Raw genomic sequence first — 25,352 nt, 5'->3', positions numbered from 1 at the left:
CAGTTCGGGCCAGGCCCGCTGCCCCGCCTGTCGAGCGCCGTGCGGCCGTCCGCCCGCGGCAGGACCGCCACCAGTGAGGCCCACCAGCGCGGCGGATGACGTAACCGGAAGGACGCCGGCATCCGTGGCACGTGGACCACGGCAGCGGCACCTCGGCCCGCGCCGGCGTCTGGCGGGAAGGCCGTGAAGTGCCCGCGCACCTCACGGCCCGGTGAAGGCGTCGTGCCGCGGCTCCTTTCGCGCGGAAGCCGGAGCGATCCCGGCTTCCGTGACGTCAGCGCCCGCCCGGAGGGGCCGCCTGCCGCCCCTGCGGCCCCGCCGCGCCGGACGAGTCCACCACGTCCACGTCGCTGGCCCGGACGTACGCGAGCCGGTGGCCGAGCTGGATCTCGTAGTACCGCTCCCGGCCCCACACCACCGGGTTGGGCGTGTCGCTGAAGGACTTGGCGGTGTAGGAACTGCCGACGCCGGCCTGGGTCACGTACCGCTGGCCCGCCAGGATCGGGTACGGGAGCGGCGACTCGGTCGGCCCGTCGACGTCCTCCGGGTAGGCATCCTCCTCGGGGAGGGCGCGGCCGTACACCGGGATCTCGTCCAGACCCTCCTTCGGTGTGATCATGTGCCCGCTCGCACCGACGGCGGTCGGGTGCTTCTTGGGGTTCTCGAACCACGCCTTCCGGCCCTGGAACCAGATCGCCGTCCAGTCGCCGCTGCGGTCGGCGACGGCGAACGTCTGGCCGGTGGAGACGCGCGACCCCAGGTCGTTGACGTCCTTCGTGGAATCGTCGCCGTCGGGCTTGCGGCCCGGGTCCTGGATCAGCGGGGCCTTCTCGTTCGGTTCGGTGTGCAGGCGGACGGCGCTGGAGCCGTGCGGCGGGCACGGTTTGCCGCTGCCGCCGCATCCCGTGTAGTCGGGCTTGTGCCGGGCGAAGTCCGGCAGGATCGTCACCATGTCGCTGTCCGGGCCCGCCGTGGCCTTCAGCGGCGCGCCGAGGAGGTCGAAGTAGTGCCGCCAGTCCCAGAAGGGGCCGGGGTCGTCGTGCATGTCGGGGATGGTGCCGGCGGTCGGAGCGGGCACGTTGTCGTGGCCGAAGATGTGCTGCCGGTCGAGCGGGATGCTGTACTTCTGCGCCAGGTACCGCACCAGGCGCGCCGAGGCCTGGTACATCCGCTCCGTGTACCAGGTCCCGGGCTGCGTGAGGAACCCCTCGTGCTCGATGCCGATCGAGCGGGCGTTCACGAACTGGCTGCCGGAGTGCCAGGCCTCGTCCTTGGTCCTGATGTGCTGGGTGACGTGGCCGTCGCTGGAGCGGATCGAGTAGTGCCACGACGACTCCGTCGGGTCCTGCACCGTCTGGAGCATGCTCGGCAGCACGGCCTCGGTGTCGTGGATGACGATGTACTCGATCGGTTGGTCCCTGGGCCGGTCGGCCAGGTCGTGGTTGCCGTAGTCGCCGTCGTCGATCTCCTCGTACGGCGCGCCGAGCCAGTCACAGGTCAGTTCGGCGGGGCACTCGACCTGCTTCGGCCGCTGCGGGCCCTGTGCCTGGGGGGTGTGGGGGTGCGGTTGCAGGCTGGGGGTGGCGGGGAGCGCCACGTCCTGCCCTTCGGCGGTGGTGCGGTGTGCTCCGCGCCGGATCAGCGCGAAGACGTCGTCGGCGTAGGCCGCGGCTGACGCGACGTCACGGTTGCCCGGGAAGCGCGCGACCGTCTCCCACCAGTCCGCCGGGTCGCTGCTCAGGGGCTTGCCGAGCTGTCGTTGCGTGGCCGCCAGGAGTGCCGCTCCGCCGCGGACGTTGGCGACGTCGTCCGTGCGCAGCCGTTCGACCGGGACCTGGATCAGGCGGGCCGCGTTGCGCAGGTCCGCCGGTGGCGCGGCGTGGCCCGCCGTGGCGCCCGTGGCCGGCGTTCCCGCCGCGCCCGTGAGGGGCTCATCGAGCGGCGCCTGTGGTTCGGACGGCGCCGCCGAGGCCTGGACGCGGTCGGTGTCCACCAGGTGCATGGGCCCGAAGCCACCGACGACGCTGGGCGCGCCCGGGTGGGAGTCCCAGCGGGACTGCATGTAGGACACGCTCATGAGCACACTGCGCGGCACGTGGAACTCGCGCGAGGCGTTCGTGAAGGCGTCCTGTAGACGCCGGTCGTCCGCGTCGTCGGCGCCGGACATCGGGAGGATCAGCAGCGGCGGCAGCAGAGCCGCCCCCGCGATCACGCAAGCCGTAAGGCGGCACCTCCGGATGGCACCAGGGACATGTGCAGAAACATTTCTTCTCATCGCAGAGGCTCTCCCAACCACGCTCGATCGCACCAGGACAAAGGAGTTGCCCGTAGCGCCACCCCTCGTACGTTTCCGTGCCCCAGGCGCCGTGTCGTGGCGAACGTCACCGGGGTGGACCAGCGGTCCGGCCGAGGCCACCCGGTCGGCGGCAGTGACTCGGCTGCCTGGGGCAACGACGGGCGAACCGGGCGCGGCTCAGTCCTCGACCGGGTCCACCCGCCAGTCGGGGTGGCCGGGCATGGGCGGGGTGTGCGCGCCGTACAGCCACGGATGCAGAAACGGTGTCAGGTCCTCGCCGGCGACCCGGGAGGCGAGGGCGATGAAATCCCGGGTGCCCGCGGTACGGCCCCGGTACTCGGTCACCCAGGCACGCTCGATCCTCTCGAAGGTCTCCGCGCCGACCTTCTCCCGCAGTGCGAACAGCACCAGCGCCGAGCCGTCGTACCGCATCAGCTTGAACAGCGTCGCCTCGCCGGGCTCGGCGGGCGCCCCCTCGTCGTGCCGCCACTGGTCGTGCTGCTCGTACGCCGACCGCATCACCGACTCCAGGCTCACGCCGCCGTGCTCGTCGGAGTAGAGGCGTTCGTAGAAACGGGCGTGCCCCTCGCTCAGCCACAGGTCGGACCAGCGCCGGATGGCGACGCTGTCGCCCGTCCAATGGTGGGTCAGCTCGTGGACGAGGTTGCGTTCGGCGTCGACCCGGTCGCCCAGCAGGTCCTCCCGCGGCAGGACGGAGAGCGACTGGGTCTCCAGCGCCACCGGCAGATCGGTGTCCCCGACGAGCACGCCGTAGCGGCGGAACGGGTACGGGCCGAGCCGCCGTTCCAGCCAGGCCAGATGGTCCGGGGTGAGCGAGCGGTACTCCTCGGTGTCGGTGACCAGGTCGTCCGGGACCACGTCCCGGACGGGCAGCCCGCGCGGGCCGCTGCTGTCGACGAAGGTGAACCTTCCGATCGCCAGCTGGACCAGCTGCGCCGCGAGGGGATGCTCGGAGTCGTACGTCCACCGGGTCCGGCCGTCGGGCCGCCGGACGGTGCCGACGAGCCGGCCGTTGGCCACCGCGCTGAGCCCCGGCGGGGTGGTGATGTGGAACGTGACCGGTGCCCGCAGGCTCGGGTGGTCGTTCGCCGGGAAGATCATGCGGGCGCCGTCCGGCTGCGCGCAGACCACGGTGCCGTCGGCGGTGGGCACCCAGCCGTAGTCCTGGATCGCGTCGTCGCGGTGCCGTCCCTGCGTCGGGTCGGCGGTGTAGGCGACGCGGACGGTGAACGTGCTGCCGCGCGGGATCGGTCGCGCGGGGGTGACGACGAGTTCGTCGCCGTCGCGTCGCGCGATGGCGGGCACCGCGTCGACGGTGACGCGGTGCAGCGCGTTGCCCGCGAAGTCCAGGTCGAAGCGGGACAGGGCCTGTGTGGCGGTGGCGCTGATGGTGGCGCCGGCCTCGAACGGAGTGCGGGGGGCCCGCCAGTCGAAGTCGAGGGTGTAACGGCGGACGGTGTAGCCGCCGTTGCCGGCGAGCGGCATGAGCGGGTCGCCGATACCCGCTGCGCCGGGGGTCGGCGGCGGGCCCGACGAGGCGGCCGGACCGGGGGCCGGTGAGCCGTCGGATCCGTGCGGGAGCATGCCGGTGCAGACGGCGGTACCGGTCAACGCACCCGCTCCGGCGAGGGCGAGGATCAGGGCCGCGCGACGGGTGCGGAGGACATGACGGGGGCGTGTGTGCCGGGATTCCCCATGTGCCGATTCCTTGCCCGGCCCCTTGGTGATCTCCATGTCCGCACTATGCCAGCAAGATCCGTTTATCTCACTAAATGTTCCTTCGGTAGGTGCCTGCCCGAGTCTGTGCGGTGACCGGCCTCATCGCGCCGGTCTGTCCGGGGCGTCATTGCGGGGCGGCCCGTCTGCCCGTAGAACACCGGCCATGAGAAGACGGACCGTCATGTCCATGCTTACCGGGGCGACCCTCGTGGTGAGCGCGCTCTTCGGCACGGGAACCCAGGCGGCCCAAGCGGCCGACGTGTCCGCCGAGTTCGGCACCGACTGGCACGACCTGGTGACCGCGGCGCCGCCCGTCGACCGGCCGCACACCAAGTCCTGCCAGGTCACCCTCGCCGACGCCCGGTTCCGCGACTTCACGCCGTACCGGGGCGCGTACACACCCCCCAAGCCCGTCGCCGACCCGGCGCCGTACGCGTGCAAGGCCGACCGCGGCCCGTACCGCGAGGTGCGGATCAGCGTCGACGGCCGGCTCGCCGGTATCGCGGCGCCGTTCCCGAACGTCTGGACGGGCGGCTGGTCCAACCCCTTCCTCTGGTACGTCGTCCCGGCCCCGCGCGCCTTCGACGTGCGGCCGATCGAGTACGACCTCACCCCCTTCGCCGGCCTCCTCAACGACGGCCGCCCGCACCGCGTCGAGGTGTCCGTCCTCGGCGTGCCCGCGGGTCAGTCGGGCTGGAGCGCGCCGGTGAACGTGCTCGTCTGGCAGGACGCGCACCGCGCCCATGTGCCGGGCGCGCTCACCGAGGACAGGGCGACCGGCCTCGCCGACTCCTCCACCTTCACCCCCGGTGCGGAGAACCGCGTGCACACCGAGGCGGGGCACCGGCTCGCTGTCTCGGGTCACCTGGACACCTCGCACGGCCGTGTGACCACCACGGTCACCCGGACGCTCGCCCACTCCTCCGTCCACCGGTGGACCGACGGCGAGGCGGTGGACGGGCTCGACGCGACCTGGACCGACGACGAGGCGGTCGGTGTCGCCGGCCGCGGCCCCGCGCGGACGACCCGCACGCACCGGACGTACACCATGAACGGCGCCACGACGCTGGGCGCGGACGACCGGCTGCGCACCGTGCTGACCCTCGGCGACCGGGCGTCGGCGGTGACACGCGAAGGCGGCCGGCGCACCGCGTGGTCGCGGCTGGACGACACCTACAGCGGCGACGCCACGTACACGGTCGACGTCCCGCGCGACCAGCGGCACGCGGTCGGCACATCGGCCGAGCGCTACCGGCTCCTCGGCTCGGACGGCTGCTACGACCGTTCGCTGACCACGGTTCAGGGGGTGCTGACGGAGGACCGCAGCCGCTGCTGAGACCCGTGGTCCGGGACGCGTCCCCCGTGGGCCGAGCCGCAGGGCCGGGCTGGACGGGGGACCACCGTCGCGCCGGAGGCGGGCAAGGGGCCGTCGCCGTTCAGCAGCGCTGGGCGGCGTCCCCGTCGATCAGGGTGTCCAGCAGGACGCCGAGCACCTGACGCTCCTTCTCCGTCAGCGGCGCCAGTATCTCCTCGGCCGCCGAGCGGCGGGCGCCGCGCAGTTCGCCCAGGGCCGCGCGCCCCTCGTCCGTCAGCTCGATCCGGGTCACGCGGCGGTTCGCCGGATCCGGCACCCGCCGTACCTTGCCGCCTGCCTCCAGCCCGTCCACCAGGGTCGTCACCGCGCGGGGCACGACCTCCAGGCGCTCGGCGAGGTCCGTCATGCGCGGCGGGGAGCCGTAGTGCGCGAGGGTGCGCAGCAGCCGGGACTGCGCCGGGGTGACGCCCAGGTCGCGCTGTTCCAGATGGCGCTTCTGGATGCGGTGCACCCGGCGGGTGAGCCGCAGCAACTGCTCGGCGAGCAGGCCCTCGGGATCTGGGGTGGTCATGCGGGAACAATATCAGGATGCCGTTCATTGTGAGTATAGGTAACAATGACCTACGATCCGTTCCGTCGCCGTCGGCCGACCTCCGGCCGGCGCCCCGCTCACCCGTAGGAGCCCATGCACCCCGACCGTGAACCTTCCTGGACCCCACCTGCCGACGCCGGCGAACAGCCCCGGCAGGTGCGCCGCATCCTGCGGCTGTTCCGTCCCTACCGCGGGCGGCTGGCCGTCGTCGGCCTGCTCGTCGGCGCCTCGTCGCTGGTCTCGGTGGCCACACCGTTCCTGTTGAGGGAGACGCTCGACGTCGCGATCCCGCAGGGCCGCACCGGCCTGCTGAGCCTGCTCGCGCTCGGCATGATCCTCAGTGCCGTCCTGGGCGGCGTCTTCGGTGTGTTGCAGACCCTGATCTCGACCACCGTCGGCCAGCGGGTCATGCACGACCTGCGCACCGCGGTCTACGGCCGCCTCCAGCGCATGTCGCTGGCCTTCTTCACCCGCACCCGCACCGGCGAGGTGCAGTCCCGCATCGCCAACGACATCGGCGGCATGCAGGCCACCGTCACCTCCACCGCCACCTCCCTGGTGTCCAACGCCACCAGTGTGGTCGCCACGATCGTCGCCATGGTCGCCCTGGACTGGCGGCTGACGATCGTCTCCCTGCTCCTGCTGCCGGTGTTCGTGTGGATCAGCCGCCGCGTCGGCAAGGAGCGCAAGAAGATCACCACCCAGCGGCAGAAGCAGATGGCCGCCATGGCGGCCACGGTCACCGAGTCGCTCTCGGTCAGCGGCATCCTGCTCGGCCGCACGATGGGCCGCTCCGACTCGCTGACGGCGTCCTTCGCGGACGAGTCCGAGGGCCTGGTCGACCTGGAAGTGCGGTCGAACATGGCCGGGCGCTGGCGGATGGCCGTGATCTCGATCGTCATGGCCGCGATGCCCGCCGTCATCTACTGGACCGCCGGCCTCGCCCTCCGGTTCGGCGGCCCCGAGGTCTCCCTCGGCACGATCGTCGCCTTCGTCTCGCTCCAGCAGGGCCTGTTCCGCCCGGCCGTGAGCCTGCTCGCGACCGGCGTGCAGATCCAGACCTCGCTCGCGCTCTTCCAGCGCATCTTCGAGTACCTGGACCTGCCCGTCGACATCACCGAGCGCGAACGGCCGGTCCACCTCGACCAGATCAAGGGCGAGGTCCGCTTCGAGGACGTCGAGTTCCGCTACGACGACAAGGGCGGCCACGGCCCCGTCCTCGACGGCGTCGACGTCACCGTGCCGGCCGGCGGCAGTCTCGCCGTCGTCGGCCCGACCGGCGCCGGCAAGTCCACCCTCGGCTACCTGGTGCCCCGTCTGTACGACGTCACCGGTGGCCGCGTGACCCTGGACGGCGTCGACGTCCGCGACCTCGACTTCGACACCCTCGCCCGAGCGGTCGGCGTGGTCTCGCAGGAGACGTACCTCTTCCACGCCTCGGTCGCCGACAACCTGCGCTTCGCCAAGCCCGACGCCAGCGACGAGGAGCTGCACGCGGCGGCCAGGGCGGCCCAGATCCACGACCACATAGCGGCGCTGCCCGACGGCTACGACACCGTCGTCGGTGAACGCGGCCACCGCTTCTCCGGCGGTGAGAAGCAGCGCCTCGCGATAGCCCGCACCATCCTGCGCGACCCACCGGTCCTCATCCTGGACGAGGCGACGAGCGCGCTCGACACCCGCACGGAAGCCGCCGTCCAGGAGGCCATCGACGCGCTGTCGGCAGACCGCACGACGATCACCATCGCGCACCGCCTGTCCACGATCCGCGGCGCCGACCAGATCGTGGTGCTGGACTCCGGCCGGGTCGCCGAACGGGGCACGCACGAGGAACTCCTGGAGCGGGACGGCCGGTACGCGGCCCTGGTACGCCGGGACGCGCAACTGCAACCCACGACGAACTGAACCTGCACCGACAAACTGAAAATATGCCGGGTTTGCGAGGATATGCGTATTACCGTGCCCGCATGCAGACGAACACTCCGTCACGGAGCAGGACCCGACTGACACGCCGCGGCAGACTCGCCGTCCTCGTGACCGGCGCCGTCATGGCCGGCACCGCCGTGGCGGTGCCGCTGCTGACGCTGGCAACCGGCCGTGAGCAGGCGAAGCCCGCCACGCTGATCATTCCGGAGGGCTGGCGCGCGAGCCAGATCTACGACGCGATCGACAAGGCCCTCAAGCTGTCCCCGGGCAGCACCCGTGCCGCCGTCGGCAAGGCCTCCCTGAAGCTGCCGAACGAGGCCGGGGGCAATCCGGAGGGCTATCTCTTCCCGGCGACGTATCCCGTCCGGAAGGGAGCGACGCCCGAGTCCATGCTGCAACTGATGATCGACGCGGCGGACCAGAAGTTCAACGGCGCCCCCGTCGCGGCCGGGGCCCAGCGCAACGCGATGAACGTCTACCAGGCGGTCACCATCGCCAGCATCGTCCAGGCGGAGGCCTCGACGAAGGCGGACATGGGCAAGGTCGCCCGGGTCATCTTCAACCGGCTGAACAGCGGAATGCCGCTTCAGATGGATTCGACCCTCCACTACGCGCTGAACCGCAACACCGCCGACACCAGCCAGAGCGACACCCAGGAGGGGAACCCGTACAACTCCCACCAGCGCACGGGCCTGCCGCCCACGCCGATCGACAACCCCGGCGAGGACGCGATGCGCGCCGCGCTCAACCCGACGCCGGGCGACTGGCTGTACTTCGTCACGATCGCCCCCGGGGAAACCCGCTTCACCGCGGACTACAACACACACCTGCGGAACGTCGCCGAGTTCCAAGCCCTCCACCAGAACGCGGGGACGGCCCAGCCGACCGGTGACGGCCCGCCGGCGCCTCCGTCCGCGCCCGTCGGCCCCGAGCCCGCGCTCCGCTGAGCCGACGGGACGTCACGCGGCGACGGGTTCCCCGGCGAGCAGCCGCCTGATGTCCCGGACGGCCGCGCGCCCGGCCCGGTTGGCCCCGATGGTGCTGGCCGAGGGTCCGTAGCCGACGAGGTGGATCCGCGGATCGGCGACCGCGCGCGTGCCCTCCACCTGGATGCCGCCACCCGGCTCGCGCAGCTTCAGCGGAGCGAGATGGTCGAGCGCGGCCCGGAATCCGGTCGCCCACAGAATCACATCGGCGGACACCTGCCGGCCGTCCCGCCACGCCACGCCGTCCGGGGTGATCCGGTCGAACATCGGCTGCCGGTCCAGGACCCCGTCCGCCAGGCCCTGCCGGACGGCGTCGTTCAGCGGGAGCCCGGTGACCGAGACCACACTGCGCGGCGGCAGCCCCTGACGCACCCGCTCCTCCACCAGCGCGACGGCCGCACGCCCCGCCTCCTCGTCGAACGGGCCCTCGCGGAAGACCGGGGGCCGCCGGGTGACCCAGGTGGTCGCGGCGGCGTACGGGGCCAGCTCCAGCAGATGCTGGGTGCCCGAGGCGCCCCCGCCCACGACCACGACCCGCTGCCCGGCGAACTCCTGCGGACCGGCGTACTGCGCGGTGTGCAACTGCCGGCCGCGGAAGGTCTCCTGCCCGGGGTAACGCGGCCAGAACGGGCGGTCCCAGGTGCCGGTCGCGTTGATCAGCGCCCGCGTCGACCAGGTGCCGTCGGACGTCTCCACGAGCAGCCGCCCGCCGGGGCCCTCGCGCACCGCGCGCACATCCACGGGTCGCCGCACCCGCAGGTCGAAGGTGCGCTCGTACCGGTCGAAGTACTCCCGGACGACCTCGGCCGAGGGCCGCGCCGGGTCGGCGTCGGTCAGCTCCATGCCGGGCAGCGCGTGCATCCCGTGCACCTTGCCGAAGGTCAGCGAGGGCCACCGGAACTGCCAGGCGCCGCCCGGCCCGGGGGAGTGGTCGAGGACGACGAAGTCGCGGTCCGGCTCGAAGCCGGTGCGCCGCAGGTGATAGGCGGCGGCCAGGCCGGCCTGACCGGCACCGATGACGACGACATCGACCTCGCGCACTTCGTCCACGCCTCAGCCAACAGCCGGCCGCGCACGGATCTTCCCCGCCGCTCAGTCCTTGGCCGCAGTCGTCGACGGCGGCAGGCCGCCGTTGTACCGCGGGTCCGTGAAGGCGGCGAAGTCGACCTTCCCCGGGATCAGCCTCAACTCGGTGAAGGTGTCCGCGATCCGCTGCTCGGAGGCGACCAGCGGCTTGTCGACGGCGACCGCGACGCGGGTGGAGTTCGTGCGCTTCACCGAGGCCAGTGCCACCTCGTACGGCAGCCCGGTGTCCTTCGCCCACACCTTGGCCCACTCCTCCTGGTGGTCGTGCACCCAGGCCGTGGCCCGCCGCAGCCGCGCCAGGTAGTCCTTGATCGCGGCGGCCTTCTCCGGGTCCTTCAGCGCGGCCGGCGCGGCGACCTGGAAGCTGAGTCCGTTGGTGACGCCGTCGCCCGTGGTGAGCACGCGGCCCTGCCCGGCCTGGAGGACCTGTGAGGTGTACGGGTCCCAGACCGCCCAGGCGTCGACCTTGCCGGAGGTGAACGCGGCGAGCGCGTCGGCCGGCTGGAGGTACTTGACCTGGACATCGGCGAGGCTCAGCCCGGCGGCCTCGAGGGAGGCGACCAGCTGGTAGTGCGCGGAGGAACCCTGCGCGACGGCGACGGACCTGCCCTTGAGCTGCCGCGGACCGGTCAGCTCGGAGCCGTTCGGCACGAGGATGGCGTCGCCCTTGGAGGTGCCGTGCCAGGCGGCCACGACGGTGATCTTCGAACCGGCGCCGGCCGCGAAGACGGGCGGGGTGTTGCCGACGCCGCCGATGTCGACGGCCTTCGCGTTCACCGCCTCCAGCAGGGGCGGCCCGGAGGTGAAGGTCGACCACTTGATCGTGTAGTGCAGGTTCTCCAGCTCTCCGGCGGCGCGCAGGATGGCCTCGGAACCGCCCTTCTGATCACCGACGTCCAGGGTGACGGAGCCCTTTCCGTCGATGTCGGCGCCGGTCTGGGCGGACGAGTTCCCGCCGCAGGCGGTGAGCAGGAGCGCGAAGGGCAGGAGCAGCGCGGCGGGGACGAGGCGTCGTCGCATGACGGTTCCGTTCATGTTCGTGGGCGGGCGCTCAGACGGCTGTGGCGGCGATGTCGACACCGAGCCGCTCGAGCAGGCGGGCGCGCAGGGCGGCGAACCGGGGGTCGGTGATCTCGCGCGGCCGGTCCAGGTCGATGTGCTGCTCATGGGCGATCCGGCCGCCGTCCATGACCAGGACGCGGTCGGCGAGCAGCACCGCTTCCTCGACGTCGTGCGTGACCAGCAGCACCGCGCAGCCCCGGCGCTGCCACACCTCCCCGACCAGGCGCTGCGCCTTGATCCGGGTGAGCGCGTCGAGGGCGCCGAACGGCTCGTCGAGCAGGAGCAGATCGGGCTCGCGCACCAGCGCGCGGGCGAGCGAGGCACGCTGGGCCTCGCCTCCGGAGAGGGTCTTCGGCCAGGCGTCGACGCGATGAGCGAGCCCGACCTCGTCCAACGCCCGCTCGGCCACCACCCGTTCGGCGCGGCCCGGCAGCCCGAGCAGGACGTTGCGCCACACCTTCTTCCAGGGCATGAGCCGGGGTGCCTGGAAGGCGACGGCCCGGCGGCGCGGGACCAGGGCCGTGCCCTCGATGTCCCGGTCGAGGCCCGCGAGGATGCGCAGCAGAGTGGACTTGCCGCAGCCGCTGCGCCCGAGCAGGGCGACGAACTCGCCGGGTGCGATGTCGAGTCGGAGGTCGTCGATGACCGCGCGGCCGTCGAAGGAGCGGGTCAGCCCCTCGACATGGACCGCGGGTCCGGTCACCGTCCGGTGAACGTCGGTCGCCATTGCAGCAGCAGCCTTTCGAGGGAGCGGACGATGAAGTCGGCGAGCAGGCCGAGGAAGGCGTAGAGGATCAGGCAGACCACGATCACGTCGGTCCGCAGGAAGTCCCGCGCCTGCACCATCAGGAACCCGATGCCGGCGTCGGCGTTGACCTGCTCGGCGAAGACGAGCGCGAGCCAGGCGATGCCGAGCGAGTAGCGCAGTCCGGTCAGCGCCCCGGGGAGCGCGCCGGGCAGCACCACGTGCCGTACCAGCCCCCAGCGGGACAGGCCCAACGACTCGCCGGCCTCGATGAGTTGGGAGTCCACCCCGCGGATGCCGGCGTAGACGTTGAGGTAGAGCGGGAAGGTCACGCCGAGCGTGATGATCGCGGTCTTCGGGGTCTCGCCGATGCCGAACCAGATGATGAACAGCGGGATGAGACCGACGAACGGCACGGTGCGCAGCATCTGCACCGGCGCGTCCACCAGGTCCTCACCGATCCGGAACAGCCCCGAGAGCAGGGCGAGTCCGGTGCCGACGACCGTGCCGAACAGCAACCCGAACGCGACGCGCCGGAGCGAGGTCGCCATGGCCGAGGGCAGCGAACCGTCGGCGATCAGATCCCAGCCGACCTGCGCGATGCGGCCGGGCGAGGCGAGTACATCGGCTGCCAGCACGCCGGTGGCGCTGAGGACCTGCCACAGGGCCAGCAGCAGGAGCGGGCCGGTGGTCCGGCGCAGCCAGCGCGGGACCCGGGCGCGACGGGCGGAGGCGGGAACGACGGGCTGGAGGGCGGGGGAGGCGGGGCCGGAAGCGTCCGCGGCGGGCGCTTCGGACGTGGACGTACCCGAAATGTCGGGCCCGGGGGAGTTGGGTGGGGCATGGCTGATGCTCATGAATGCTCCACGGGCAGAGAGCGAGGGGTGGGGGAGGCGCGGCCCGGCCCCGTTACGTCATGCCCCGATCAACAATGAACGGGTGGGAGGTGACGTACGGACGCACCGCGGGACACCACGCAGCAGGGAAGGCAGCGAAGGGCGGGAGAAGGGGGGAAGGGCGTCAGCAGCCGCGGCGACACGCGGCGGAGGCCACCCGCAGCAGGTCGATGTGACCGCGCGTGGTGAGCAGGGCTGAACGCAACATGCCGCAGAACGTAGTCAGATGGCGGCGGACAGGTCAACGGCGTCTCGTCCTGTGGACCACGTGTATCAGAGAATGAGGGTGCCGAGGGGTGTGGGAACCCGCGTATGGGTCAGGATGAGGGCATGTCCGATGCCTTCACCACGCGCGTGCTGAACGTCTCCACCGGTAGCCGGGAACGCGTCGTCGACCTCACCGCCGACTGCGAGGACTTCCTGCGGGAGGCGGCGGCCGGCCGCGACGGTCTGCTCAACATCTTCGTCCCGCACGCCACCGCCGGAATCGCCGTCATCGAGACGGGTGCCGGCAGCGACGACGACCTCCTCGCCGCCCTGCACACCCTGCTCCCCGCCGACGACCGCTGGCAGCACCGGCACGGCAGCCCCGGCCACGGCCGTGACCACGTCCTGCCCGCCATCGTGCCGCCGCACGCGACCCTCCCGGTGATCGACGGACGCCTGGAGCTGGGCACCTGGCAGTCGGTGTGTCTGGTGGACACCAACAAGGACAACGCCCACCGCAAGGTGCGGCTGAGCTTCCTCGGCTGAGCTTCCCGGACGGAGGTTCCTCGGTTGAGGTTCCCAGGCTGAGCTTCCCGGTCTCACCGGACCGGGCTTCGCCGGCTCACCGGAGGACCTGGTGCCGGGTCACGAAGGGCGAGGCCGGGCGGCCTCGGCCCGACCGGGCGTCGGCACCAGGCCGAGCCGCTGCGCACGCAGCACCGTGCCGACGCGGTCGCGAGTGCCCAGCTTGCGGTAGATGTTCTCCACGTGCTTGTGCACCGTGCGGACCGAGATGCCGAGACGGCGGCCGATGGCGTCGGCGGTGAGCGCGTCCGTGAGCAGCAGCAGGACGGCGGTCTCGCGGGGGGTCAGCGCGCGGTCCGCCGCCCGCTGGTCCGGCGCGCCGGCCGGGCCGAGCGCCCGCCGCCACTCCTCCAGCAGCTGCCGCTGCCGCTCGACCGCCGCCAGCAGCGGCTGCGCGCGCTCGGCGATGGCCAGGTGGTCGTCACTGAAGTCGGTACCGGCGCGGTACACCAGGCACCCGGTGATCGGGGCGGCGTTTCCCGGGAGCGGCACGCCCAGCACATGGTCGACGTCGAGCACCTCGCGGAGCATGCGGGCCGTCGGACTGGAGGGCCAGGTACGGCCCGCCGCCCGGTGCGCGCTCACCGGCGTCCGGTCGGTTCCGGCCGCGTAGTGACCGGCGAAGGGATAGCCCGCCCGCAGCAGGCCCAGGTCGGCGTCCCCGAGCCGGGCCAGCTCGGCGGCGGCGGCATCCGGCACCGTGCCGAGCGTGCCCTCGCTCTCGCTCCACTCGTCCAGCTTGTGGATGACCGCCTCGCCGCCGCACACGTCCGCCAGCGTGCCGGCCAGCATCGGCCACAGCCGCTCGGGTTCCCGTTCGTGCAGCGCCGCCACGGCGACGGCCGTCATCCGCTCGTAGGCCTTCTCCAGCCGCACGGGTTCCTCTCCGGTTGCCTTGCGTACGCGCCCTCCCCGTCGGCGTACGCAGTTGTACGCATACCCCTGCGGTCCCCGGCTGTCGCACACTTCAACCCGGCGACACCGGCCTGCTCGGACACAGCGTGACCGAGGGGCCGCCGGCACGGGGGAACGGCGGCCCGTCCGGTGTCGCCCTCCGCGTACCTGTTCCTCGCCCGGCCGTTCCACCGGCAACGGGCAACGCCCCCCGGGCGGAGCCGGAGGGCGTCGGGACGGGCGGACGGATCAGCCGCGCTCGGCGCCGCCCTCCGCCTTCTCCTTCTTCACGTTCTTGAGCCGCGCGGCCTCCTTGCGGACCTCCGCCTGGGTGGCGCGCTCCTTCTCCAGCCACTCGGGCCGCTCCTGCCTGAGCGCCTCGATCTGCTCGGTGGTCAGCGCCTCGGTGACGCCGCCCCGGGCGAGACCCGCGATGGACACGCCCAGCCTGGCGGCCACCACCGGGCGCGGGTGGGGACCGTCGGTCCGCAGCTCGCGCAGCCACTCCGGCGGGTTGGCCTGCAACTCGTTCAGCTCGGCGCGCGTGACCACACCCTCCTGGAAGGAGGCGGGGGTGGCGGGGAGGTACACACCCAGCTTCTTCGCCGCGGTCGCGGGCTTCATCGTCTGGGTGCTCTGCTGCGACTTCATGCCCTCCAGGGTATCGGCCGCGTGGGGGAGGGCCGACCACGGCCGGTCACGAGCGCCTGGACGGCGGCCTGTGCCGGAACACAGGCGGCGCCCGCCGGCGAGCGCCGGTGCCGTAGGGCGGGGCGGGTGCCGGCCGGCAGGTCTCGGTGCGTGCGGGAGGCGGGTGCCGGCCGACGAGGGCCGGAGGGGGACGGTGACGGCGCGGAGGCGGGAGCCTGCCGGTGAGGCCCGGTGAGGCCCGGTGAGGCCCGGTGAGGCCCGGTGAGGCCCGGTGAGGCCCGGTGGTGGCCGGGGGCGGAGAGCCGTGCCGGCGGCCCGTGGGGGAGGGGTCCGGCCGGGCCGGTAACCTGGCCTGATGACAGGCTCGGAGGATTCACCGTCGTTCCGGCTCGCGTACGTTCCCGGAGTGACGCCCGCCAAGTGGGTGAGGATCTGGAACGAGCGCCTGCCCGGCATCCCGCTCACCCTGGCCCAGGTCCCGGCCACCGAGGTGCCCGAGCTGCTGCGCGCGGGCGAGGCCGACGCGGGTTTCGTCCGGCTGCCGGTGGACCGTACGTTCTTCAGCGCGATCCCGCTCTACACCGAGACCACGGTGGTCGTCGTCCCCAAGGACCACCTGCTCACGGCGGCGGACGAGGTGACCCTGGCCGACCTCGCCGACGAGGTGCTCTTCCACCCCCTGGACGACGTCCTCGACTGGGACGCCCCGCCCGGTGAACCGGCCTTCGAGCGGCCCGCGACCACCCCGGACGCCATCGAACTGGTGGCGGCGAACGTCGGCCTCCTGGTCGTCCCGCAGTCCCTGGCCCGTCTGTATCACCGCCGGGACCTCACCTACCGCCCGGTCGTCGACGCCCCGCAGTCCAGCGTCGCCCTGTCCTGGCCGGAGGAGGCCACCACCGACCTGGTGGAGGAGTTCATCGGCATCGTGCGCGGACGCACGGTCAACAGCACCAGGGGTCGTACGGCGGTGAAGTCCTCGGCCGGCGAGCAGCGCAAGCGCTCCGACCAGGGCGGCACCCGCCAGGCACCGGCCGCGAAGTCGCAGGCCAAGTCGTCCGGGAAGCCGTCGGCGGGGTCCTCGGGCAAGCCTGGCGGCCGTACGGCACGCGCCCGCACGGGCGGCGGGGCCAAGCCGGCCAAGCGGGGGAAGCCGCGCCGGAGGTCGTGAGGCCCTTACGGACCAGGCCGCACCCCCTCCACGGCACCTCCCTCTTCCCAGCCCCGCCCGACCGGCTCCGCGGCCTTCTCCGGTTCCGGGCGCACCTGGCGTTCGCGCAGGTCGGCGACCGCGAGCACGAGTGCGACCAGGATGATCCCCGCGACGGCGAGCAGCCCGAGCTGGAGTGCCGTGTCCGCGCGGCCGTGATTGGCGAGGTGGGCGAAGTACACCGCGCTCACCACCGCGATCCCGGCCGCCGAGCCGACGCGCTGGCCCGTCTGGAGGACGCCACCGGCCGCGCCCGCCCGGTGCACGGGGACGCGGGTGAGGGTGAGGGTGGTGTTCGGGGAGACGGTCAGACCGGACCCGATGCCGCCGACGAGCAGGGGCAGTGCCGACGCCCATCCGACGTTCCGTCCGGGCACCAGCTCCACCGCCGCCACGACCCCGAGCACGCCCAGGGCCACCCCGGCCAGCCCGATGACGACCAGCTTGCGGCCGAAGCGCACCACCAGCCGGCCGCCGAGGGCGGCGCCGACCGCCGAGGCCGCCGCGAAGGGCAGGACCGTGAGCCCCGAGGCCAGCGCGCTGTATCCCACGCCGTTCTGGAGGTACAGGGCGTAGAGGAAGAAGACCGTGGTGAAGCCCGCGAAGTAGCTGAGGCTGATCAGGGCGCCGAGCGTGAAGGAGCGCAGGGAGAACAGCGCCAGGTCGACCAGCGGGGCCCGGCCGAGCCGCCCCTGCCGTCTCTCCCACGCCCAGAACGCGCCCAGCAGCACCACGGCCAGCGGCATCAGCGCCCACTTCTCCCGGCCGGTCCACTGCTGCTCCTGGACCAGGGGCAGCATGAGCGCGAGCACGCCCGCGCCGAGGAGGAACACTCCGAACAGGTCGAACTCCTCGTGCTTCCCCGTCGCCGGGAAACGCGGCAGCAGCCGGAGGCCCGCGGCGAAGGCGGCCACCCCGATCGGCAGATTGACGAAGAACACCCAGCGCCAGCCGTCGTCGGTGCCGGCGGCATCGATCAGCAGGCCGCCCGCCAGCGGGCCCATCGCCGTGGACACCCCGATGACGGTGCCGAGCACACCGAAGGCCTTGGCGCGCTCGGAGCTCTGGAACATCTGCTGAATCAGCCCCGAGGTCTGCGGCGCGACGATGCCCGCCGCCGCGCCCTGGATCAGGCGGAACACCACCAGCCAGCCGGTACCGGGTGCGAACCCGCACGCCGCCGAGGCCACCGTGAACAGGGCGAGCCCGAAGAGGAAGGCCTGGCGCCGGCCACGCATGTCGCCCAGCCGGCCGGCCGGGACCAGCGCCAGTCCGAAGGTGAGGGCGTACCCGGAGACCACCCATGCCTGGGTCGCCTCCGAGGCCCCGAGTCCGCGCTCCAGCGAGGGCAGCGCCACGTTCACGATCGAGGTGTCGAGGAGCGAGATGAAGCCCGCTGCCAGACAGACCCCGAGCGCCTGCCACCGCCGCTCGTCGGGGGCGGTCCGGGCCTGTTCTGTGCTCATGGGGTCACGCTATGCAGTCATCGCCGTGGGTGCACGCCGGGAACGACCGCGCGCCACCCCGGAACGGCGCCTTGCGCGCCCCCGGTTCCCTCGCCACGCCTCGCCGTCCGCCCGAGCCGGCCGTCCCTCGGCCACCCAGGCACCCCCGATCCTGTCCACATGGACGGGCAGCGTGCCCTTGCTCCGAAAGGGCGCCGCCGCCCCCACCGCGCCGAGCGGCGCACGCAGGCATGCGGTTCCCCCCAGGCAGGGGGCGAACCCGGTGCCGTGACGAGCGGGTTGATCAGCGGGCCGTGTCCCGCAGCCACGCGTACGCCGACCGCGCCGTGAACTCGGCCTGGCCGCCCGGCAGGAGCAGGGTCGCGGTGCCGAATCCGGGGGCGTCGGCCTGGGCGGGGACGTACGGGACGGCCAGGCAGCGCATGCCGGCCGCGTGGGCGGCGGCAGCCCCGGGGGCCGCGTCCTCCAGCACCACGCAGTCGGCCGGGTCCGCGCCGAGCCGGCGGGCCGCCTCCAGGAAGACGTCAGGGGCCGGCTTGCCGTGCGGGACCTCGTCGGCCGAGACCACCGTGCGCAGGAAGGCGTCCAGGCCGGTGCCCGCCAGGATCGCCCCGATGGCCTTCGGGGAGGAGCCCGACGCCACCGCCATCGGGACGTTCTCCGCGGCCAGCAGCTCCACGAACGCGCGCATCTCCGGGTACGCGCGGGTGCGGGTGCGGGCCAGGTCCAGATAGCGGCGGTCCGTCGCGGCCAGCAGTTCCGCCGCCGAGGCGCGCAGGCCGTAGCGCTCCCGCCACATCGTCACCGTCTCCCGGGTGCTGATGCCGACGTAGCTCTCGTGGTCCTCCCAGGTGAAGTCCGGGACGCCGTGCTCGGCCAGCGTCTGCCGGCTCGCCTCGTAGTAGTTCGGCTCGCTGTCCACCAGCGTTCCGTCGAGATCGAAGATGACCGTGAGGGCGCCGAGATCGCTCATGGCGTCCAGGATGCCAAGCGTCAGGAGGGGGCCGTCCGGCCCACCGACTCCACCAGGGGCAGCAGCCGGTACGGGACGCGCTCGCGCAGTGCCACCTCGGTGCGGGTGCGCACCACGCCCGGGAGGCTGATCAGCTTCTGGATCACGTCCTCCAGGTGGGCGTTGTCCCGGCCCACCACACGCGCGAGCAGGTCTCCGCCACCGGTGATCGAGAAGGCCTCCACGATCTCGGGTACGGCCGCCAGCGCGTCCCCCACGTCGTCCAGGTGGCCCTGGGTGACCTCGATGTGCACGAACGCCAGCACCGGGTGGCCGAGCGCGGCCGGGGACAGGGAGGGACCCGTGCCGGTGATCACGCCGTCCCGTTCCATCCGGTCCAGCCGGGCCTGGAGCGTGCCGCGGGCCACGCCGAGGATGCGGGCGTACTCGCGCACGCTGGTGCGCGGCTGCTCCAGGAGCAGCCGCAGGATGCGGGTGTCGAGTGCGTCCACGGCCATGATGGACGACTGTACCAATGGCCCAGGTGCTCCAGATCCGCGCGTGCCGCCCTACCTGGTCCGATGGCATTCCGGTGAGCGTGGGTGCCGAACCGGTGCTGTGCCAATGGCTCAGCGACTCGCGTCACACTTGAGCCAGTGACCTCGGTGATGCTCTTATGGGCGTGTCGATGGCGCTGCGGATCCCCGCGGCGCCTTTTCTGTGCCGGTGCACCCATGCACCCATGCACCCAGGGGAGGGCAGCAGTGCTGAAGAGGATGTTCGCGGCTCCGGACCCGGGACGGGCGCGGTTGCGCTTCGCCGCGCGGGCCGTCCTCGGCATCGGACTGGCGGTGGTGGTCTGCGGGCTCGCCGGACACTCCCTCGCCGGTGCGGTCACCGGCGGCCTCGCCGCGCTGCTCGCGCTGTTCACCGTCGCCGACCCCACCGTGCGCGGGCAGGCGGTCACCACCGCCGTGCTGCCCGTCGTGGGTGTGCCGGTGCTCGCCGCCGCGGCCGGGCTGCACGACCACCCCGTCGCCCGCGACCTCACCTTCCTGGCCGTCGTCGGCGCCGGCGTCTACGCCCGCCGGTGGGGGCCGCGCGGGCACAGCCTCGGCGTGTTCGCCTTCATGACGTTCTTCGTGGCCCAGTTCCTGCACGCCGCCCCGGGACAGCTGCCGGAGCTGTACGCCGCCGTCCTGCTCTCCGTGCTCAGCGCGGCCGTCGTGCGGTTCGGCCTCTGGTGCTACGAGCGCCGGCTGCCCCCGGCCGCCGTACCGGCCCCGCCCGCCGGGACCGGGCTGGCCCGGGTGACCACCCGGCAGGCCGTCCAGGCCGCCGCCGGCGCCGGGTTCGCGCTCGTCGTGGGCCAGCTGGTGTCCGGGCAGCGCTGGTACTGGGCCGTCGGCGCCACCTGGTGGGTCTTCGTCAACACCGCCTCGCGCGGTGAGACGCTGGTCCGCGGCTTCCGCCGGGTCCTCGGTACGGTCATCGGCATCTGCCTGGGCTTCCTGATCGCCGTCCCGGTGCACGGCGCGCCCCTGCCGACGGCCGTCCTCGTCGCGGTCGCCGTGTTCGGCATCTTCTACACGGCCGCCGTCTCCTACACCTGGATGATGCTCTGGGTGACCCTGCTCGCCGAGTCCCTGTACGGCCTCCTCGGCGTCCTCAGCCCCGGACTGCTCGCGCTGCGGCTCGTCGAGACCGGTGTCGGGACGCTCGGCGCCGCGCTCGCCGTCCTGTTCGTGCTGCCGGTCACCACGCACGCCACCACCGACGCCTGGATCCAGCGGGCCCTGCGCTGTGTGCACGCCTGCACGGCCGAGGCCGCCGCCCGCCTCGCCGGCTCCGCCACGGCCGACCCCGCGCCGCGCGTGGCCGAACTGGAGCAGCTGCTCGGCCGGGTCCGGCTCTCGGTGGCCCCGCTGGTGCACCCGCTGAACCCGATGCCGGCGCGCAAGGCGCGGGCCCGCCGGGTCCTGGCGCTCCTCGACGACTGCGCCCGCGAGATACGGGGCCTGGTCGCGGTCGCCGCCGATCCCGAGGCATCCCACGACGCCCGTCTCGCCGCCGCCTGCTGGCGGGTGGAGGCCGCCGTGGAGGCGCTCACCGACGGCCGCGCCGAACCCCTGCGCCGCCCCGCCGAGCCGCCCGCCGAACCCGCCCTGGCGCATCTGCACGGTCTGGAAAGCGCGCTCGCCGACCTCGCGGAGCCGCTGCGCACACCGTCGGGCTCCCGACTGGCCGGGGCGTGACCGGGGCGGGGCGCACGAGACCTGAACGCGCCCCCACGGAGCGAGGAAGTGCGCCAACTCCCGGAAGAACCGCCCTGCCGCCCCGGCCTCTTGGTCTAGACCTCGGCTGATCGACTGCTACCGTCGGCCCCGGACCGGCTCGACGGGCTCGACCGAGAGGGGACAGCGGTGGCACAGGACGGCAGCGCGGGCAGGCGCCGGGCGTTCATCGGATCGTTCACGGCGGCGGGCGGCCCGGGACTGGTGACCGCCGAGGTCGCGCCGGGGACCGGGGCGCTCACCCTCGTCTTCGCCGTGCAGGACGTCCCCGACCCGTCCTACCTGGCCCTGTCACCGGACGGGCACACGCTCTACGCGGTCAGCGAGACGGCCGAGGGCGCCGTCGCCGCCTACCGCGTCACCGGTGAGCGGCTCGCACCCGCCGGACCCCCGGTGCCGGTGGCCGGCAGCGGCCCCACCCACCTCAGCCTGTACGACGGGCACGTGCTGACCGCCAACTACGGCTGCGGCAGCGTCACCGCCGTCCCCGTGCGCCCGGACGGCACGCTCGCCGGCGCGCCCTCCGGACGGCTCCAGCACACCGGCTCGGGACCGCACGACCGGCGCCAGCGCGGCCCGCACGCCCACCAGGTGCGGCCCGACCCCAGCGGGCGGTGGGCGGTCAGCGTCGATCTCGGAACCGACTCGGTGCGCGTGTGCACCCTCGCGGACGGCAGTCCCGCCGTGCACCGCGAGATCGCCCTGCGCCCCGGCTCCGGGCCGCGCCACCTCGCCTTCCACCCGGACGGCGAGCACGCCTACGTGGTCAACGAGCTGACCCCGACGGTCACGGTGTGCCGCTGGGACGCCGCGAGCGGCTTCCTGAAGCCGCTGACGGAGGTACCCGTGCTGCCCGGCGCGCCCGCCGGCGACGCCTACCCGTCGGGAATCGCCGTCTCGCCCGACGGCCGCTTCGTGTGGACCGCGACCCGCGGCGAGGACGTCCTGTCCGTCTTCGCCGTCGAGGCGGACGGGCTCCGGCTGACCGCAACGGTGCCCTGCGGCGGGCACTGGCCGCGCGCCCTGGCCGAGCACGACGGCTTCCTCTACGCCGCGAACGAGCGCTCCGGCGACGTGACCTGGTTCGCCGTGGACAGGACGACGGGCGTGCCCCGCTACGACGGCTCCGTACGGGTTCCGGCGGCCTCCTGTGTCGTTTTCGGCTGAACTGCGCCGCGGGCCCGCGGCGCCGTCACCCGGTTGGTGAGGCCGCGCCCCTGAGCGCGCCGGGACCCTCGGTCAAGGCGAAGGGCCCGCTCCCGGACGGGAGCGGGCCCTGTGGCGTACGGGTGCCGGGGGCGTCAGCGGACCGGCGCGCTCTGCGGCTGCTGCGGGGCGATGCCCAGCGCCGTCGTGTACTTGGCGAGCGCGAGCTTGCCGATCGCCGGGTACGCGCCGAGCGCCTCGGACGTGGAGCAGCCCGCCTCCTCGGCGGCGGCGGCCAGCAGCGCCGGCTCGATCTCCGGGCCGATCAGGTACGGCGCCAGGGCCAGCTGCTGCGAGCCGGCGGAACGCAGCTGCTCGGCCACGGAGGTGATGGAGCCCTCCTGGTCCAGGGCCGCCGCCATCACCGGCACGGCCAGGCGCGCGGCGAGCAGCATGCCGGTGATCCCGGCCGCCTGGACGGCCTCCTCGCCGCCCACGGAGGCCAGGATGATGCCGTCCGCGGCGGTGGCCACGGTGAACAGCCGGGCGCGGTCGGCGCGGGCCAGGCCCGCCTCCGACAGCCGCACGTGCAGCGCCTCCGCGAGCAGCGGATGCGGGCCGAGGACATCGGTCAATTCGGCGGCGACCCGGCTGTCCATGACGGCCTGACGGATCTGACGCAGCAGCGCGCTGTCCGGACCGGCCAGCAGCGGGACGACGACGGCGACCGGGCCGTCGGGCTCCTTGATCCCCTCGACCCCGGCGGCGACGGCCTGCTCATACCGGGCGGTGCGCTCCTCGGCGGCGCGCGCCAGCACGGAACGCAGCGCGGGGAACTCGGCGTCGTCCCCGTCCAGGTACCCGATCCGGGCGTCGAGGCCGGGCAGCTCGGAGCGGGCGATGCTCACGACCTCCTCGGCGAGGCTGCGCGTGGTGGTGCTGGGCACACCGGGCACCGCGAGGACGAGCGCGGGCGCGCCCTCGGGAGCCACCAGCGGTTCCGGACGGCGGTGCCGTCCGGGCTGGCGAGGTCGCGGCATTCGTACGGGCAGGCCGGACGCGGGTCCAGTGGGGGAGCTCATGGCGCCGCATGTTACTGGCTTCCTGGCCTCCGCCGTTCGGGGAGGGTGCAGGTGAGCGGTATCCGTCCTGTTTTGTCTGATGAGTTACGCGCGGGAGACGCGTGCGGCCGGCACGCGCCCGGCACAGGTGCCGGCCGTCGTGGCGGAACCCGAGACGGAACCGCTGGTCGGCGGCGGCGGGGAGCCGCCCCGGACGCGGTCACGGCAGATGCCAGTCCACCGGCTGTCCCCCCTGCTGGATCAGCAGGTCGTTGGCGCGGCTGAAGGGGCGCGAGCCGAAGAAGCCGCGGTCGGCCGACATCGGCGAGGGGTGCGCGGACTCCACCGCCGGCAGACGGCCCAGCAGCGGACGCAGATTGCGGGCGTCACGGCCCCACAGGATGGACACCAGCGGCTTGCCACGTGCCGCCAGGGCCCGGATCGCCTGCTCGGTGACCTCCTCCCAGCCCTTGCCGCGATGCGCGCCCGGACTGCGCGGCGCGGTGGTGAGCGCCCTGTTCAGCAGCAGCACGCCCTGCTGGGTCCACGGCGTGAGATCCCCGGTGGACGGCTGGGGCAGCCCCAGGTCGCCGGTCAGCTCACGGAAGATGTTGATCAGGCTGGGCGGCAGCGGGCGCACGTCGGGTGCCACGGAGAACGACAGGCCCACCGCGTGCCCCGGCGTGGGATACGGGTCCTGACCCACGATCAGGACCCGTACCTCGTCGAAGGGTTGTTGGAAGGCCCGTAGGACGTTCGGTCCGGCCGGGAGGTACGTGCGCCCCGCGGCGATCTCCGCGCGCAGGAAGTCGCCCATCGCGGCGATCTGTCCGGCGACGGGTTCCAGGGCCTTCGCCCAGCCCGGTTCGACGATTTCATGCAAGGGTCGTGGTGCCACGGGCGTCACCCTACTGCCGTACACCCGTCGGTGATCAACCGATGGCCGGAGTACGGCGGCGGGCGGCGCCTCGCCGCCGCCCGCCCGCGCGAGGGATCAGGCCACGAGGGATCAGCCGATCACCGCCGCCCGTACGCACAGCACGTCCGGCAGATGCGCGGCCAGCAGGTGCCAGCTGTCGCCGTCGTCGGCCGAGGCGTACACCTCGCCGTTGCGGTTGCCGAAGTACACCCCGGCGGGGTCGGAGTCGTCCGTGCACAGGGCGTCCCGCAGGACCGTCCCGTAATGGTCCTCCTCCGGCAGTCCCTTGGACAGCGCCTCCCAGGTGCGGCCGGCGTCGGTGGTGCGGAAGACCCGGCAGCGGCGCCCTGCGGGCACCCGGTCCTCGTCCGCGTTGATCGGGAAGATGTACGCCGTGTCGCCCCGGCGCGGATGCGCCGCCGCCGCGAAGCCGAACGTCGACGGCAGTCCCTCGCCGATGTCGGTCCAGTGCGCGCCCGCGTCGTCGCTGCGGTACACCCCCCAGTGGTTCTGGAGATACAGCCGGTCCGGCTCGGCCGGGTCCCTGGTGATCTTGTGCACGCACTGGCCGAACTCCGGGTCCGGATCCGGCAGGAACACCGCCGACACACCGGAGTTGGACGGCGACCAGCTCGCGCCGCCGTCTGTCGTGCGGAACACGCCCGCCGCGGACACGGCCACCGTCACGACCCTGGGGTCGCGTGCGTCGGTGAGCACCGTGTGCAGGCACTGGCCGCCCGCGCCCGGCACCCACTGCGGACGGGACGGGTGCTCCCAGAGCGGCCGGACCAGCTCGAACGTCTCGCCGCGGTCCTCCGAGCGGTACAGCGCGCCCGGTTCCGTGCCCGCGTACACCACGTCGGGCTCGGCGGCGGACGGGTGGAGCTGCCAGACGCGCTCCAGGGAAGCGCCGGTCTCCTTCGGGAACTTCACGGCGGGCCGGGCCGGTTCGGTCCAGGTGCGGCCGAGGTCGTCGGAGTGGAACACCGACGGGCCCCAGTGCGCGCTGTCACCGCCCGCCAGCAGCCGGGGCCGGGTGCCGCGGGTGTCGATCGCCACCGAATAGACCGCCTGCGCGTTGAAATACGGACGCTCGTCGAACTCCCAGGGGCCCTCGCCCCTCCGCCGCGCGATGAACAGGCCTTTGCGGGTGCCCACCGCGAGCAGTACCTCGGTCATGCCGATCACCTCCGGGACGCCGTTGTCCCGATAGCCGTCAGATATCGGCCAGTCTGCACCCCGCCACTGACACTCTCCCCCGGAGTACGTGTTCGTCCAGGTCACCGCCTGTGTCGCCGGGGTGCGGCCAAGATCGGCCGGTTC

Annotated in this window: 23 protein-coding genes; 7 read left to right on the top strand and 16 right to left on the bottom strand. The window is 73.2% G+C overall.

What is annotated here, in order from left to right; translation table 11 throughout:
- Positions 1–274 precede the first annotated feature (274 nt).
- Positions 275–2,212: a peptidoglycan recognition protein family protein gene (locus IE294_RS23305; RefSeq protein WP_189889137.1), complete on the bottom strand. Its 1,938-nt coding sequence runs from the start codon at positions 2,210–2,212 to the stop codon at positions 275–277.
- A 261-nt stretch (positions 2,213–2,473) separates the two neighbouring features.
- Positions 2,474–4,051, bottom strand: coding sequence for a M1 family metallopeptidase (locus IE294_RS23300; protein WP_229917308.1), 1,578 nt, complete (start codon positions 4,049–4,051; stop codon positions 2,474–2,476).
- A 148-nt stretch (positions 4,052–4,199) separates the two neighbouring features.
- Here IE294_RS23300 and IE294_RS23295 point away from each other — a divergent pair, with 148 nt between their 5' ends.
- Positions 4,200–5,372: a peptide-N4-asparagine amidase gene (locus IE294_RS23295; RefSeq protein WP_306433461.1), complete on the top strand. Its 1,173-nt coding sequence runs from the start codon at positions 4,200–4,202 to the stop codon at positions 5,370–5,372.
- 100 nt (positions 5,373–5,472) lie between these two features.
- Here the strand turns inward: IE294_RS23295 and IE294_RS23290 are convergent, their stop codons facing one another.
- The gene (locus IE294_RS23290; protein ID WP_189889133.1) at positions 5,473–5,922 is read right to left on the bottom strand and encodes a MarR family winged helix-turn-helix transcriptional regulator; all 450 of its coding nucleotides are present in this window, start codon (positions 5,920–5,922) and stop codon (positions 5,473–5,475) included.
- A gap of 114 nt (positions 5,923–6,036) precedes the next feature.
- Here IE294_RS23290 and IE294_RS23285 point away from each other — a divergent pair, with 114 nt between their 5' ends.
- Positions 6,037–7,848 (top strand): ABC transporter ATP-binding protein, encoded by a 1,812-nt coding sequence (locus IE294_RS23285; RefSeq protein ID WP_189889131.1) that lies wholly within the window; start codon positions 6,037–6,039, stop codon positions 7,846–7,848.
- A gap of 62 nt (positions 7,849–7,910) precedes the next feature.
- Complete coding sequence (mltG, locus tag IE294_RS23280; RefSeq protein WP_189889129.1) at positions 7,911–8,816, top strand: endolytic transglycosylase MltG; 906 nt, start codon at positions 7,911–7,913, stop codon at positions 8,814–8,816.
- Between the two features lie 12 nt (positions 8,817–8,828).
- On the opposite strand, the gene IE294_RS23275 is transcribed toward mltG, so the two are convergent.
- The 5 genes from IE294_RS23275 to IE294_RS49730 all read right to left on the bottom strand — a co-directional run bounded on the left by IE294_RS23275 (position 8,829) and on the right by IE294_RS49730 (position 12,852).
- Entirely contained in the window at positions 8,829–9,905 is a 1,077-nt protein-coding gene (locus IE294_RS23275) for an NAD(P)-binding domain-containing protein (protein WP_189889127.1), read from the bottom strand.
- Positions 9,906–9,947: 42 nt separating this feature from the next.
- The gene (locus tag IE294_RS23270; RefSeq protein ID WP_189889125.1) at positions 9,948–10,961 is read right to left on the bottom strand and encodes an ABC transporter substrate-binding protein; all 1,014 of its coding nucleotides are present in this window, start codon (positions 10,959–10,961) and stop codon (positions 9,948–9,950) included.
- Between the two features lie 31 nt (positions 10,962–10,992).
- A complete protein-coding gene (locus IE294_RS23265) occupies positions 10,993–11,730 on the bottom strand; it encodes an ABC transporter ATP-binding protein (protein ID WP_189889123.1) in 738 nt (245 codons plus the stop codon).
- Entirely contained in the window at positions 11,703–12,605 is a 903-nt protein-coding gene (locus IE294_RS23260; RefSeq protein WP_189889121.1) for an ABC transporter permease, read from the bottom strand. The genes IE294_RS23265 and IE294_RS23260 overlap by 28 nt, the downstream gene beginning before the upstream one ends.
- A 163-nt stretch (positions 12,606–12,768) precedes the next feature.
- Positions 12,769–12,852, bottom strand: coding sequence for a putative leader peptide (locus tag IE294_RS49730; protein ID WP_349817350.1), 84 nt, complete (start codon positions 12,850–12,852; stop codon positions 12,769–12,771).
- A gap of 122 nt (positions 12,853–12,974) precedes the next feature.
- Between IE294_RS49730 and IE294_RS23255 the strand changes: the two genes are divergently transcribed.
- Entirely contained in the window at positions 12,975–13,397 is a 423-nt protein-coding gene (locus tag IE294_RS23255) for a secondary thiamine-phosphate synthase enzyme YjbQ (protein ID WP_189818628.1), read from the top strand.
- A gap of 99 nt (positions 13,398–13,496) precedes the next feature.
- Here the strand turns inward: IE294_RS23255 and IE294_RS23250 are convergent, their stop codons facing one another.
- The gene (locus tag IE294_RS23250; protein WP_229917307.1) at positions 13,497–14,312 is read right to left on the bottom strand and encodes a helix-turn-helix transcriptional regulator; all 816 of its coding nucleotides are present in this window, start codon (positions 14,310–14,312) and stop codon (positions 13,497–13,499) included.
- A 267-nt stretch (positions 14,313–14,579) separates the two neighbouring features.
- Positions 14,580–14,981: a DUF5997 family protein gene (locus IE294_RS23245; protein ID WP_189889119.1), complete on the bottom strand. Its 402-nt coding sequence runs from the start codon at positions 14,979–14,981 to the stop codon at positions 14,580–14,582.
- A gap of 355 nt (positions 14,982–15,336) precedes the next feature.
- On the opposite strand from IE294_RS23245, the gene IE294_RS23240 reads away from it, so the two are divergent.
- The gene (locus IE294_RS23240) at positions 15,337–16,152 is read left to right on the top strand and encodes a LysR family substrate-binding domain-containing protein (protein ID WP_189889117.1); all 816 of its coding nucleotides are present in this window, start codon (positions 15,337–15,339) and stop codon (positions 16,150–16,152) included.
- 5 nt (positions 16,153–16,157) lie between these two features.
- On the opposite strand, the gene IE294_RS23235 is transcribed toward IE294_RS23240, so the two are convergent.
- The 3 genes from IE294_RS23235 to IE294_RS23225 form a co-directional block, all read right to left on the bottom strand.
- Positions 16,158–17,657: an MFS transporter gene (locus tag IE294_RS23235; RefSeq protein WP_189889115.1), complete on the bottom strand. Its 1,500-nt coding sequence runs from the start codon at positions 17,655–17,657 to the stop codon at positions 16,158–16,160.
- Positions 17,658–17,940: 283 nt separating this feature from the next.
- The gene (locus IE294_RS23230) at positions 17,941–18,630 is read right to left on the bottom strand and encodes an HAD family hydrolase (protein WP_189889113.1); all 690 of its coding nucleotides are present in this window, start codon (positions 18,628–18,630) and stop codon (positions 17,941–17,943) included.
- 20 nt (positions 18,631–18,650) lie between these two features.
- Positions 18,651–19,127: an Lrp/AsnC family transcriptional regulator gene (locus IE294_RS23225; protein WP_189889111.1), complete on the bottom strand. Its 477-nt coding sequence runs from the start codon at positions 19,125–19,127 to the stop codon at positions 18,651–18,653.
- 246 nt (positions 19,128–19,373) lie between these two features.
- Here IE294_RS23225 and IE294_RS23220 point away from each other — a divergent pair, with 246 nt between their 5' ends.
- Positions 19,374–20,864 (top strand): FUSC family protein, encoded by a 1,491-nt coding sequence (locus IE294_RS23220; RefSeq protein ID WP_189889109.1) that lies wholly within the window; start codon positions 19,374–19,376, stop codon positions 20,862–20,864.
- 168 nt (positions 20,865–21,032) lie between these two features.
- On the top strand, positions 21,033–22,070 hold the full coding sequence (locus tag IE294_RS23215; protein WP_189889107.1) for a lactonase family protein: 1,038 nt from the start codon (positions 21,033–21,035) through the stop codon (positions 22,068–22,070).
- 134 nt (positions 22,071–22,204) lie between these two features.
- Here IE294_RS23215 and IE294_RS23210 read toward each other — a convergent pair whose 3' ends face one another.
- The 3 genes from IE294_RS23210 to IE294_RS23200 all read right to left on the bottom strand — a co-directional run bounded on the left by IE294_RS23210 (position 22,205) and on the right by IE294_RS23200 (position 25,208).
- Positions 22,205–23,131, bottom strand: coding sequence for a sirohydrochlorin chelatase (locus tag IE294_RS23210; protein ID WP_189889106.1), 927 nt, complete (start codon positions 23,129–23,131; stop codon positions 22,205–22,207).
- A 199-nt stretch (positions 23,132–23,330) separates the two neighbouring features.
- Positions 23,331–24,008 carry a uracil-DNA glycosylase gene (locus IE294_RS23205; protein WP_189889104.1) on the bottom strand — a complete coding sequence of 226 codons (678 nt, stop codon included), beginning with the start codon at positions 24,006–24,008 and terminating at the stop codon, positions 23,331–23,333.
- Positions 24,009–24,119: 111 nt separating this feature from the next.
- A complete protein-coding gene (locus IE294_RS23200; RefSeq protein ID WP_189889102.1) occupies positions 24,120–25,208 on the bottom strand; it encodes a WD40/YVTN/BNR-like repeat-containing protein in 1,089 nt (362 codons plus the stop codon).
- Between the last annotated feature and the right edge of the window lie 144 nt (positions 25,209–25,352).

Origin of the sequence: Streptomyces canarius (assembly GCF_014650735.1) — a bacterium.
GTDB lineage: Bacteria > Actinomycetota > Actinomycetes > Streptomycetales > Streptomycetaceae > Streptomyces > Streptomyces olivaceoviridis.
Note: the sequence above shows the minus strand (reverse complement) of the source record. Positions and strands in the feature narration are given on the sequence as shown.